The organism is Cellvibrio sp. pealriver (genome assembly GCF_001183545.1).
Classification (GTDB): Bacteria; Pseudomonadota; Gammaproteobacteria; order Pseudomonadales; family Cellvibrionaceae; genus Cellvibrio.
Window position 1 is genome coordinate 1,656,939 of sequence record NZ_KQ236688.1, and the last position, 12,005, is coordinate 1,668,943.

13 protein-coding genes are annotated in these 12,005 nt (G+C 45.5%); 8 read left to right on the top strand and 5 right to left on the bottom strand.

The window, feature by feature from the left end; translation table 11 throughout:
- Positions 1-19: 19 nt before the first annotated feature.
- A complete protein-coding gene (locus VC28_RS07030; RefSeq protein ID WP_049630017.1) occupies positions 20-718 on the bottom strand; it encodes a TIGR01621 family pseudouridine synthase in 699 nt (232 codons plus the stop codon).
- A gap of 482 nt (positions 719-1,200) precedes the next feature.
- Here VC28_RS07030 and VC28_RS07035 point away from each other — a divergent pair, with 482 nt between their 5' ends.
- The 5 genes from VC28_RS07035 (at position 1,201) to rhlE (ending at position 7,168) form a co-directional block, all read left to right on the top strand.
- Positions 1,201-1,854, top strand: a complete 654-nt coding sequence (locus VC28_RS07035) for an acyltransferase (protein WP_049630018.1) — start codon at positions 1,201-1,203, stop codon at positions 1,852-1,854.
- A 6-nt stretch (positions 1,855-1,860) separates the two neighbouring features.
- Positions 1,861-3,402 carry an FMN-binding glutamate synthase family protein gene (locus VC28_RS07040; protein ID WP_049630019.1) on the top strand — a complete coding sequence of 514 codons (1,542 nt, stop codon included), beginning with the start codon at positions 1,861-1,863 and terminating at the stop codon, positions 3,400-3,402.
- A gap of 56 nt (positions 3,403-3,458) precedes the next feature.
- Complete coding sequence (locus VC28_RS07045; protein WP_049630020.1) at positions 3,459-4,031, top strand: DUF3806 domain-containing protein; 573 nt, start codon at positions 3,459-3,461, stop codon at positions 4,029-4,031.
- A gap of 288 nt (positions 4,032-4,319) precedes the next feature.
- Entirely contained in the window at positions 4,320-5,582 is a 1,263-nt protein-coding gene (locus VC28_RS07050; protein ID WP_231591669.1) for a multidrug effflux MFS transporter, read from the top strand.
- 191 nt (positions 5,583-5,773) lie between these two features.
- Positions 5,774-7,168, top strand: a complete 1,395-nt coding sequence (rhlE, locus tag VC28_RS07055; protein WP_049630022.1) for an ATP-dependent RNA helicase RhlE — start codon at positions 5,774-5,776, stop codon at positions 7,166-7,168.
- Positions 7,169-7,248: 80 nt separating this feature from the next.
- On the opposite strand, the gene VC28_RS07060 is transcribed toward rhlE, so the two are convergent.
- The 4 genes from VC28_RS07060 to fliS (VC28_RS07075) all read right to left on the bottom strand — a co-directional run bounded on the left by VC28_RS07060 (position 7,249) and on the right by fliS (VC28_RS07075) (position 10,243).
- Entirely contained in the window at positions 7,249-8,706 is a 1,458-nt protein-coding gene (locus VC28_RS07060; protein ID WP_049630023.1) for a sigma-54-dependent transcriptional regulator, read from the bottom strand.
- Between the two features lie 296 nt (positions 8,707-9,002).
- Positions 9,003-9,395, bottom strand: coding sequence for a flagellar export chaperone FliS (gene fliS, locus VC28_RS07065; RefSeq protein WP_049630024.1), 393 nt, complete (start codon positions 9,393-9,395; stop codon positions 9,003-9,005).
- A 170-nt stretch (positions 9,396-9,565) separates the two neighbouring features.
- Positions 9,566-9,844, bottom strand: a complete 279-nt coding sequence (locus VC28_RS07070; protein WP_049630025.1) for a hypothetical protein — start codon at positions 9,842-9,844, stop codon at positions 9,566-9,568.
- Between the two features lie 12 nt (positions 9,845-9,856).
- On the bottom strand, positions 9,857-10,243 hold the full coding sequence (fliS, locus tag VC28_RS07075; protein ID WP_049630026.1) for a flagellar export chaperone FliS: 387 nt from the start codon (positions 10,241-10,243) through the stop codon (positions 9,857-9,859).
- A 232-nt stretch (positions 10,244-10,475) separates the two neighbouring features.
- On the opposite strand from fliS (VC28_RS07075), the gene VC28_RS07080 reads away from it, so the two are divergent.
- The 3 genes from VC28_RS07080 to VC28_RS07090 all read left to right on the top strand — a co-directional run bounded on the left by VC28_RS07080 (position 10,476) and on the right by VC28_RS07090 (position 11,948).
- Positions 10,476-10,835, top strand: a complete 360-nt coding sequence (locus VC28_RS07080; RefSeq protein ID WP_053094166.1) for a DUF2845 domain-containing protein — start codon at positions 10,476-10,478, stop codon at positions 10,833-10,835.
- Positions 10,836-10,921: 86 nt separating this feature from the next.
- Entirely contained in the window at positions 10,922-11,524 is a 603-nt protein-coding gene (gene lexA / locus VC28_RS07085) for a transcriptional repressor LexA (protein ID WP_049630027.1), read from the top strand.
- A complete protein-coding gene (locus VC28_RS07090; RefSeq protein ID WP_049630028.1) occupies positions 11,517-11,948 on the top strand; it encodes a cell division inhibitor SulA in 432 nt (143 codons plus the stop codon). Before lexA ends, VC28_RS07090 begins: the two co-directional genes overlap by 8 nt.
- The last annotated feature ends 57 nt before the right edge of the window (positions 11,949-12,005 follow it).

The following is a 12,005-nucleotide window of genomic DNA, read 5'->3' on the forward strand; positions in this document are numbered from 1 at the left end:
CTGCTGCTAACCCGCGGCATCAATTCGCACTCGCTATTTGTGGCCAAGGCAATAACCAGGGTTCTTGCCATTCAGCACTTGCAGAACTGAAGTACTCATCGCAAAAATAGTCACCTTCACGGGGCATTTGTGTGTAACGGTAATGAGCACCATTGATAAAAAATGCAATGCTAAATGCATGCAGATAACAGCGGTCAGACATTGATGCAAGCTGTGAATCGCCGTATAAAGCGTCGCCCGTAATCGGAGCGCCAATACTTTTTAACGCAACACGGATTTGATGTGTTTTGCCGGTATGGGGTTTGATAATAAATAAACGCCGCCCAGCAACAATACTTTTACTAAAAAATTGTGTTACCGCTGGGTTCTCATGCGCAGGTAACAATTTATAAGCCCCTCGTCGCGAGGGTGACATATCACCTTTTATCAAGCCCTGCTTTTTGAGCGGCTTTTTGTTGCTGATCGCAAGATAATATTTTTCAATTTGACGCTGGCGAAACGCATCCACTAACTGGCGATTCACATCTGCTGTTTTTGCCATCACCAATACACCGGACGTTACTTTATCCAAGCGGTGCACCGGATATAACTCACTAAACCCTTCGCGTTGTTTGACGGTTTCAAATAGTCCGGGCTCACCATTTTCGGAGTGGAAACTGGTATTAGGTTTCTTGTAGATCACCACAAAATCCGGATTATTTTCAATTACATCATACATAGCCAACCCTCAATCAATCTGGCGACGAGCGTAACAGTCATAGAATCTTTCGGCTATAAAAAATAAAGATTTGCGCCTTAAAAAACTAATCAGATGCTAGCGCAGAATATTGGTCTGGCTATAATCAGTTCAGGTGTCCGTTTTGGTTGTCGTAATGACGGGTTTTCCCTAAGAGCGCTTATGTCAGTGCTCCATGTTTTATGTTGTGCCCAGCTTTCAACCTTACGGTTGAAGCGCCAGCGGCCAAGTAAACAAACCAATCACCTACAGCCAACGGACACCTTAATTAACCTTTTCACTTAACTCTTGAATACTGGCACCAGTCAGTCGAATCGTTAATTTCTATTTCATCTTTCCCCGTCTGGGAATTGCATTAATTTGCAATTCCCAGCGAGCTTATTTAACCCGTATGTTACTAACCCCTGCCCTCGTTTCCTCCTATAATCACGAGCCTCGAATACGACAAGTCTGCAATTTTTCCTATGAGCGACCCAGATACCGATAAATACCGACAGCAACATAAACTGCGGCTCAGCTATATGCCCTGGTTGTATGCACGGCTAAAACCTGCCCAGAGACACTGGGCGCAGGCCTGGCAGGATGAATGGCAAGCGTACTTGATGACAATGGAAACCATCTCTATTGGTAAAAACTGCTTCATCGCTCCGGAAGCCCGCCTGTTTGCTGAACCGGGGCGCGCGATAGTGATTGGGGATGACTCTTATATTGCCGCTGATTCCGTCCTTCATGGTCCAATAACCCTGGGTAATGGCGTATCCATTAATCACCACGTTAGCCTGGATGGCGGCCGTAAGGGCATTGTCATTGGTGATAACACCCGCATTGCCGCCTATAGCTATGCCTATGCATTTAATCACGGCATGGAAATGACGCACTTGATCAAAGACCAACCGGTCAACTCAAAGGGTATACGTATCGGTTGCGATGTATGGATTGGAGCCAATACCGGTATTGTGGATGGCGTTGAAATTGGTGACCATGCGGTTGTCGGTATGGGGAGCCTGGTGACCAAATCAGTAGCGCGCTTTAGCAAAGTGGCTGGCAACCCTGCCCGTATTATTGGCAGCAGGAACACAGAGCCAAATCTTTTATCTTCAACTCATGACGTGGAATAACTGCAGATGACGACCTCACATTGGGCGCTTACCGTCCTGACCTGGCTTGAAGTGATTTTTATTGCCGCAATTGGCATTATTTTGTTCGCCGTGATCGTGATGTATATCGTCGATATCAGCCAAAGTACTCACACCATCCGTAAAAATTACCCTGTCATCGGACGATTCCGCTATTTCTTTGAGCACTTGGGTGAGTTTTTTCGTCAATATTTTTTTGCGCATGACCGTGAGGAAATGCCATTCAATCGCGCTGATCGCTCATGGGTTTATCGCGCGGCCAAAAATGTTGATAGCAATATTGGTTTTGGCTCAACACTGGATTTAAGCAAACCCGGCACACTGCTTTTTTTAAATTCTGCATTCCCCATTATGGAAAGCGATGCGCTGATTCCTGCACCTGTCACCGTAGGTCCATTTTGCAAAAAACCTTACACCACACATTCGATTTTTAATATTTCCGGCATGAGCTATGGCGCAATTTCGCGCCCCGCCATCGTTGCACTCTCACGCGGTGCAGCAAAAGCCGGTTGCTGGTTGAATACTGGCGAAGGGGGTTTGTCACCGTATCATTTGGAAGGCGGCTGCGATTTGGTGTTTCAGATAGGCACTGCAAAATACGGGGTGCGCGATCTGGACGGTAACTTAAGTGATGCACGCTTGCTGGAACTCGCAGCGCTTCCGCAAATCAAAATGTTTGAAATCAAATTAAGCCAGGGCGCAAAGCCCGGCAAAGGCGGCATATTGCCTGCCGAAAAAGTGTCGGCTGAAGTCGCCGCCATTCGTGGTATTCCAGAAGGCCAGGCTTCCATCAGCCCCAACGGCCACACCGATATCCGCTCTGTCGTTGATTTGCTGAATATGATCAATCACATCCGCAATGTGACAGGAAAACCCGTTGGTTTTAAAGCCGTACTGGGAGAAAAAAATTGGTTGATCGATTTGATCACTGAAATCCGTGTACAAGGCATTGAAGCAGCGCCCGACTTTATTACGCTCGATAGCGCTGACGGCGGAAGCGGGGCTGCACCACAACCTTTAATGGATCATGTTGGCCTTCCCATCAAAGAAAGTTTGCCATGGGTCAGCGCGCTGCTGACAGAATCGGGGTTAAAAGACCGCATCAAATTAATTGTCGCGGGTAAATTAGTCACACCACATATGGTTGCCTGGGCACTCGCCAGTGGCGCAGATTTTGTTAATAGCGCCCGCGGGTTTATGTTTGCACTTGGCTGTATACAAGCGTTGCAATGCCATAAGAACACCTGCCCTACCGGCATCACTACTCACAATGAACAATTACAAAAAGGGCTCAACCCCGCTGATAAAACAGAACGTGTTGCGGCCTATCAAACTAACATGACCAAAAGTGTATGCATGATCGCGCACTCATGCGGCCTTGCGGAGCCGCGACAATTGAAAAGTGAACATATTCATATCGTCAATGCTAACGGCTTTTCGGTTCCGCTAAGTGATGTCAATCCGCAGCCGCTAATTTTTAGCAATACAGGCACGCGCTCCGATACAACTGAAACACTGACCAAACACTAATTGCACCTGAATGATCTTCAATCCTGAATGATCTTCAATTAAGTTGAGAGGATACAATGAAACTGATTTACCCCTTTATTGCCCTGACACTCTTATCACCAACAGTGTTTGCACAATCGCCGATGAACGTGGTGGGCAATTCGGCCGCTCAAGCCACCTCCCAAAAAGCATCGACAGTATCCGAACTTAGTTGGATGGATCAAAATCGCATGGAAAAAGAAATCAACAGCGTCAATGAATTAGCCCAGACAAAAACGGGCAATAAAATCAGACGTGACCTGAGTGATCTCGACACCTTACAGCGCATAGTGAATGACAGCCTTGTTAGTACCGATGATTATGAAACCCAACAAGCAATGGGCGTAGTGCTGGGCAATGTCATGCTGGCAGACTTTCCCAACACATTTGAATGGAAAATCTACGAGGATGAAATCGGGCGCAGCCGCGCGCTCTGCGTTAAAAAAACCAGTGATTGCCTGTTTCCTGTCACTATGCTGTCACGACGCATGGAAATTGGTGTGAAACCAGACGTTAAAAATATATATAACGACGCCATTATGCTGATGGAAAAACATCTCCCCAAACTGCCTTATGATGGTGGCATTATGTACAAACTCCCTCGCCACTAAGTCCAAGCATTGAGGCCTGCCACAAAACACAATTTGTTACAGGCCTCTCTTCTGTTTCACATTTATTATTCACACACTGTCGATTTCCTACTGCTTCACCCGACTATTGTTTACTCACGTGACTATTGTTTACTCACGCGGCTATTGATTGATGCGATTGATCCAACTGATCGCAAAACGGATTGATCGATCAGCCTACTGACATGCAGGGCAACCATTAACACTATGGTGCCCCTGCGCCCAACACTCATTGTCCATGCAATTCACCCTATTTAGATGGAACACTGTATGTCTGATTATTCTACTCACCCAACCAAATCGCGGATTTCTGCAGGCGAATTTACACTCTTGATAGCGCTACTGATGTCTGTTGTTGCCATGTCAATTGATGCTCTTTTACCAGCACTTGGATTTATCAGTAAAGAAATCACTGTAAGCCATGCAAACGAAGCACAATATATTATCAGCGCCCTTTTTCTGGGAATGGCATTAGGTCAATTGATATGTGGCCCGTTATCCGATGCTACGGGGCGCAAAAAAATACTGTATGCGGGCATCAGCTTATTTTTAGTGGGCAGCGTGATTTGTTTTTTTGCGCAAGACATTAATACATTACTGCTCGGGCGTTTTATTCAAGGCTTGGGAGTTGCCGGCCCTTACGTATCCGCCATTTCAATTGTGCGTGATAAATATACCGGTAATGAGATGGCACGAATCATGTCTCTGGTGATGATGATTTTTATTATGGTGCCAGCACTCGCTCCCAGTATTGGTCAAGCCGTTTTACTTGTCAGTTCATGGCGCTATATTTTTGTTCTCTATATTGTTTATGCACTTATTATTGGGATCTGGATTTTTATTCGGCTGGAAGAAACGCTGCCCAAAGAATATCGCATTCCCTTCACAACACGTGGCTTTATCGATGGTTTCAAAGAGGTCATCAGCAATTACAGCACTATGTGTTACACGCTCTGTATGGGATTATTTTTTGGCAGTTTTTTAGGTTACCTCAACTCATCGCAACAAATTTTTCAGGAGCTTTTTAATACCGGAAAATTATTTACTGTGTATTTTGGTTTATTGGCGTTAGTGTTTGGCCTTGCCTCGTTGGTTAATGCGCGCTTTGTGCAAAAGTGGGGAATGGATTTTTTGTGCAATCGTGCAGTATTGGGAATTATTGCCAGCTCAGGAATATTTTTGATTGTTATCTTATTAATTCCGGTCAATCTTTGGATTTTTTTGCTCTACGCGGCTGTGTTATTTTTTTGTTTTGGGTTGGTTTTTGGCAATGTTAACGCGATGGCGATGGAGCCCATGGGACATGTTGCAGGAATTGCATCCGCGATCATTGGTGCAAGCTCATCAATTTTATCGATGATAATTGGCACAGCAATAGGACAGATGTATAACAACACACTCATTCCTGTTACCAGTGGCTTTTTAATACTGGGGTTGGCCGCTTTATGGATATTGCATTTGGCGCGCAACCGTAAAGCAGCGGAACAGGCACTGGCTACGCAAGCCGGTGAAGTAAATTCATCGCCCTCATGAAATTGGTAATAAGCTTCATCAAAAATTGATTAAAAAGTAACTGGCATATTGCCAAGTAACTGCGTACCATGCGCGGCGGTACCCTTAAGGTCAGTACCGCCCTCTTTTTGTTGCAAGTGTCAAATGCTTGCCATATCTCCGCTCGCCAGACCTTGCCCGCTATGCGGGAGGCCGAGCAACAGGAAATTCTTATGTCTTTCGAAAATCTCGGTCTACGGGCCGATATACTGCGTGCTATTGCCGATGAGGGCTACAGCACACCTACTCCTATTCAATTACAAGCGATTCCTGCTGTGTTAAACGGTGGCGATATTCTGGCAGGAGCCCAAACCGGCACAGGTAAAACCGCCGGTTTTACCTTGCCATTACTGGAAAAACTGAGCAAAGCAAACGTTGAAAAAACCAGTAATGGTCGTCGGCCCGTACGCGCCCTGATTTTGACACCTACACGCGAGCTTGCTGCACAGGTTTATGAAAGTGTGCGCACTTATGGAAAATATTTACCGCTTCGCTCAACCGTTGTTTTTGGCGGTGTCAGCATTAATCCGCAAATGATGAAGCTGCGTGGTGGAGTAGACGTTTTAGTTGCAACACCTGGCCGCTTACTTGATTTAGTCAATCAAAATGCGGTCAGTTTAAAACAAGTAGAAATATTGGTTTTGGATGAAGCCGACCGCATGCTCGATATGGGTTTTATCCACGACATCAAAAAAGTATTGGCACTGTTACCCAAACAACGCCAGAACCTGCTTTTTTCGGCAACGTTTTCAGATGAAATCAAAGCGCTCGCTGATAAATTATTAAATCAACCAACACTGATTGAAGTCGCCCGCAGAAATACGGCATCAGAGAGAGTCACCCAACGCGTGCATCCTGTTGACCGCAATCGCAAACGTGAGCTTTTAGCGCATCTGATAAACCAAGGTAATTGGCAACAAGTGTTGATTTTTACCCGCACCAAACACGGCGCGAACAAACTAACCGAACAATTGCTTGATGATGGAATAAGCGCCGCAGCAATTCATGGCAATAAAAGTCAAGGCGCACGCACCAAAGCGCTGGATGATTTTAAACGCGGAAGCATTCGCGCGCTGGTTGCCACTGACATCGCCGCACGCGGAATTGATATCGACCAATTACCTTATGTCGTTAATTATGAGTTGCCTAATGTCCCGGAAGATTATGTGCACCGTATAGGACGCACCGGTCGCGCCGACGCGGAAGGTATTGCCGTATCACTGGTTTGCATTGATGAAGATAAATTCTTGCGCGACATTGAAAAACTCATCAAGCGCAATATAGACAAAGAAATCATCAATGGCTTTGAGCCAGATCCAAACGCGAAAGCTGAACCAATCGTTCTGGGGCGGCGGATGACAATAGGAGCGGGAGCAGGAAAATCCGGCGCTGCAGGAAATGGAAAGCCAGCACACAAAAAACCTGCGCTGGGGCAAAAACCAAAAAATGGAAGTAAAAAAGCCCCCGCTAAAAATGGTGGGTCACATAATGCAAAACCGCAAGGTGGTATTAACCGGACAACCAGTGGCAATAAATCTCAAGCACGCCGCCCGCAACAAGCACAATAAATAAAAAAGTCCTCGTCATAGATGATATGGCGAGGACTTTTTCGTTGTGTTGATTCGCTGTTATGTAAATTAGATAAAGATCAACGCTGCATATCGTATTTGCGCATCTTTTCTACCAGTGTCGTTCTGCGTACACACAACTTATCAGCCGCACGCGCCACCACACCGCCACAATCATTTAAAGCTTGCTGAATTAAACTCATCTCAAGATTCGTAATGTATTCGCGCAGGTCGATCCCCTGCTCTGGTAATAACGGGGTATCGTTCATACTGACATAGCCAGCAGCACCCGTTAATAATCCATTGCTTTTCTCAGCAGAGTGAACAAACTCTTCATCAACCACATCGACATGACGATATTTTGCAGGTAAATCTTGCACACCTATCACGCCAAAAGGATGCATGATTGCCATACGCTCTACCAAGTTTGCCAGCTCGCGTACGTTTCCACTCCACTCATGCTGACACAACGACATAATCGCAGCTGAATTAAAACGTATTGAGCCTCGCTGTTCACTTTCCATACGCGACACTAACTCATTAATTAAGAGCGGAATATCTTCAGAGCGCTCTTTGAGTGAAGGCAATTCAATGGGAAATACATTCAAGCGGTAAAATAAATCTTCCCGAAATGTATTTTCAGCAATCATGCTCTCAAGATTTCGATGAGTCGCTGCAATAATACGCACATCTACTGGTTGTGTTTTGTTACTACCAACGCGCTCAAAGCAGCGCTCTTGTAGTACACGCAAAATCTTGACTTGCATATTCAGCGGCATATCACCAATTTCATCAAGAAATAATGTGCCACCTTCAGCCAACTCAAAACGTCCAGCGCGGGAATTAATCGCGCCGGTAAATGCACCTTTTTCATGGCCAAACAATTCACTTTCCAACAACTCGGCTGGTATAGCGCCGCAATTAACAGGGACAAACGGTTTATCGCGACGCGGTGAGTTGTAATGCAAGTTACGCGCAACCACTTCTTTACCCGTACCAGACTCGCCCGTAATCAGTACCGACACATCTTTGTCGGCCACTTGCGCCATCATTTCACGCACGTTCTGGATCTCGCGGCTAGTGCCCACCAGACTCCGGAATAAATGGACGGGGCGACGCAGCGGCTGACGTTTACTGGTGGATTGCGCCTCGCGATATAGCTGCGCGCGATGAAGGGTATCAACCAACTTATTGTAGGTAGGTGGCATAGCAAGTGTCGCTATCACCATAAAACGATAGGGCTCATCCAAACTGTCGATCGCATTTTGATTTTCTTCGCCAACCAAAACAACTGCAAGCTCATCATTCCAATTACGAAGTTCTTTCAGAAGTTGTGCGAGAGATTGGCGACAATCGCTATAGTCGCCAATAAATATAGCAACATAATCCTCACCATTATTTTCCTCGGCAACAGCAGCTTGCCAGGATCCGCTTGCGGAAACGAGTGCAGTTTCGCTGAGAAAGTCGAGCAGGATTTTTAAATCGTGTCTGCGTGACGGATTATCGTCTATTACCAGCACTTTATTATTTCGCCACATACCCCAAGACCTTTTTCATTCTATGCCAATGCCCGGTTAGCAAATAGCAACCACAGGCGGCGAGACGACTTATTGGAGTAAGTAATAGACGAGCGAGAGTTCTTAGTCAAATTTATGGCGAAAAGTTTTTGGCGTTTTATTATTTTTTATTCACTAAGAACATTTATTCGCCAATAATATGCCTTCGAAGGCAGTGAAATTGACCGCAACAGATCACGATAGAATTCAAAAAAAACATTATGAAATTACAGTGCAATTTCTTAGAGCGTAGAGTTTTGAACAGTTGACATTCATCCTTAGGCGGTGGGCGCTATGTCATCCCAACCGGATTTAACTGTTTTTAGCAGTTGGATTGCTTCATTCACTTTCTCAACATCATTTTGAGCAGAAGCTTCGAGCAGCGTTAAGTTGATGTATTCGTATAATTGATCCAAGCGCTCGGAGATTTCACCGGCCTCCATATCAAGGGAGCTGCGTAACCCACCCACTATGCTGATTGCCTTACCCAGCATTTCGCCCTTAACCGCCAAATCGCCGCGCTCTATCGCACCTTGCGCAACTGCCAAACGAGCCAGAGCACCTTCAAAGAGCAATTGGATTAATCGATGAGGGGAAGCATTGCTGATTTCTGACTCAATACCCAACTGACGGTATTGTTTAAGGGCTTCTTGTGGATTGTAGTTGGACACGGGCGATCCCCTGCTGGCAGTTATTTATCCTAAGGCTAGCAGGCTGAACCCATTTTTGCGAGTTTTGCTATAAGAGAGTTATTTTAAAAACCTTATGAACTAGGCGCAGTTAACAATTTTTAACAGAGACACGAACACAACCCTGTCCATAAGCTGCAAATAATCCAGGATCAAGTCGCATGCAAAAAAGTGACTTCACGTTGGCATTGTGCAATCAAACCAGCATAAACACCTTTCAATTCACTCAATGCATCGATGACAGCCGCTTTATCGTCACGATTGGAAGCAATAACACGATCAATGAGCAAGATGCAGATACGATCTAAATGCCTTACTTTTTCCCAATCTTCCGCGTCCAGTGCAGCAGTCAATGCCTGCTGTACACTGCGCATTGCGACTACACCTGCATTCCCCCTGTAATCGGGGGAACTAATCAACTGAATTGCCATGTTACCCCCTCATTAAACCTGATTAGCAATAGCATCCCATGCTGATTTTATTTCGCCCAACAACCGACCGCACTCATCGAGGTAATCTGGGTTATTTTCGTAATTTGCCTGACTCAAGCGACGAATAATGTAGTCATATAAGCCATCAAGATTCGCAGCCAGACTTCCGCCATCTTTATCATTAAGGCTACCTTGCAAGCCACCCACGATAGCGGTTGCTTTGCCAATCAACTCACCTTTACGTGCGATCTGGTTTTGTTGCATAGCGCCTTTTGCTTGCGCAATGCGCTCCAAAGCACCTTCAAATAACATTTGAATCAATCGATGGGGCGATGCAGTTTCTACAGAAGAATGAACTTTTACATTTGCATAATTTTGCACAGCAGAATAGGCATTCATAATTCACCAATATTGTCAGAAGTTACTCACTACCCTGCCCTTCAACATGCATTGGACAGCTGTATAAGCTAACGGCCCAAATTGCGAAATCTTTAACGGGAATCATCGTAAATTTCGGATTTATTCGGCTTATTACTAAAAGGCTAAATTCTCCGAATATTTGTACCAAAAGTATTCATGCCGCATTCAGATACGAAGATTAGAGTTAAATCCACCCCTTCAGGAGTTCATCATGCGAACACTCTCTATTTATCTCATCGGCTTTCTTTTATTCGGTATCGGCAATACTGCTCTTGGAGAATCATTACGCTGTAAAAATAAATTGGTTCATATAGGCGATAGCAAAGCCGAAGTCATAGATAAGTGTGGTAGTCCATTAATGATAGACAGCTTCTGTCAGCCAATTGCCACAAGCAACCAATCCCAAGGCGTGCAATACGGCGATAACAACGTGCAAAATAATATTGTTATACAAGCATGCGAGAACATCGATATCTGGACCTATGAGCCCCGGAAAGGCAAGTTTACGACCCACCTCTATTTCGCACAGGGGCAATTGAGAGGGATTCGCTACGGGGATCGGGTGGATTAATCACCAAACTGAAAAACTATTGCACAACCCGAATTACTGTATATAATCACAATAACTGTACAAATAAACAGATTCAGGAGTGCACTATGTCAGATCTAACACCGCGCCAGGAACAGGTACTTCAGTTAATCCGCCAATATGCAGATGACACGGGATATCCGCCTACACGCGCTGAAATTGCACGAATTCTTGGATTTAAGTCTGCCAACGCGGCAGAAGAACACATTAAAGCCTTGGCACGTAAAGGGGCGATTGAGATTATCCCGGGCGCTTCACGCGGCATTCGGTTACCCGAAGTCCACTCAGGCATTCCCATCATAGGACGCGTCGCTGCTGGGAATCCAATACTTGCTCAAGAGCACATCGAAGATTATTGCAACATCCCGCAAAGCTTTTTTTCACTCAATGCAGATTATTTGCTTCGTGTGCATGGCATGAGTATGAAGGATGTAGGAATTCTAGATGGAGATCTGCTTGCTGTGCACCGCACAGATCAAGCTCGTAATGGCCAGATTGTCGTCGCACGAATTGGCGAAGAAGTAACGGTCAAAAGGCTTAAACGTACAAACAATAAAGCGCTGGTTGAATTGTGGCCGGAAAACCCTGACTTCGATGTCATCCATGTTGATATGCGAGAACAAGAGTTCAGTATTGAAGGTTTAAGTGTAGGAGTAATTCGTCGTGACTAATATCGCACACGCTATTGCAGCCCCAGCAAGCGCGACACCACAAGCTAATAGCCAACAGCAACAACCCGCTAGCGGAGTTACTGAACTGGTATTGGCAAGTGACTCCCCGGAACAGCTGGCTCTACTCCTACCGATGATTGCTTTTTTAGGTAACGCCTGCAAAGACCGTTGGATTACTTGGGTAGCTCCGCATAACATCAGCCGCGATCTATTAGAGTCGTACGGTGTCAATACTCGCTATATTCGCGTTATTCACTGTCAGGATCCGCAGACATTACTGTGGATCACATGGGAAGCACTTTCGGCTGGCAATAGCCATACCGTTATCTCCAGCCCAGGCAAGCTGAGCGACAAAGAACTTGCCCAATTGGAGGTTGCTGCAACAAAAGGAAATTGCCGTGGATTGCTTTTGCGCGTGCGTTGATACGTGCACAAATAAAACAACAGAAGAACTGTTTGACAGACCAAAAATGATGAAAAA

Excerpts from the sequence above, each read along its gene's own strand:
- VC28_RS07070 (WP_049630025.1), bottom strand. The coding sequence starts at position 9,844 with ATGGCAATTCAGTTGATTAGTTCCCCCGATTACAGGGGGAATGCAGGT.
- VC28_RS07050 (WP_231591669.1), top strand. The coding sequence starts at position 4,320 with ATGTCTGATTATTCTACTCACCCAACCAAATCGCGGATTTCTGCAGGC.
- VC28_RS07045 (WP_049630020.1), top strand. The coding sequence starts at position 3,459 with ATGAAACTGATTTACCCCTTTATTGCCCTGACACTCTTATCACCAACA.
- VC28_RS07080 (WP_053094166.1), top strand. The coding sequence starts at position 10,476 with ATGCGAACACTCTCTATTTATCTCATCGGCTTTCTTTTATTCGGTATC.
- rhlE (WP_049630022.1), top strand. The coding sequence starts at position 5,774 with ATGTCTTTCGAAAATCTCGGTCTACGGGCCGATATACTGCGTGCTATT.
- VC28_RS07035 (WP_049630018.1), top strand. The coding sequence starts at position 1,201 with ATGAGCGACCCAGATACCGATAAATACCGACAGCAACATAAACTGCGG.
- lexA (WP_049630027.1), top strand. The coding sequence starts at position 10,922 with ATGTCAGATCTAACACCGCGCCAGGAACAGGTACTTCAGTTAATCCGC.
- VC28_RS07030 (WP_049630017.1), bottom strand. The coding sequence starts at position 718 with ATGTATGATGTAATTGAAAATAATCCGGATTTTGTGGTGATCTACAAG.
- VC28_RS07060 (WP_049630023.1), bottom strand. The coding sequence starts at position 8,706 with ATGTGGCGAAATAATAAAGTGCTGGTAATAGACGATAATCCGTCACGC.
- VC28_RS07040 (WP_049630019.1), top strand. The coding sequence starts at position 1,861 with ATGACGACCTCACATTGGGCGCTTACCGTCCTGACCTGGCTTGAAGTG.
- fliS (WP_049630026.1), bottom strand. The coding sequence starts at position 10,243 with ATGAATGCCTATTCTGCTGTGCAAAATTATGCAAATGTAAAAGTTCAT.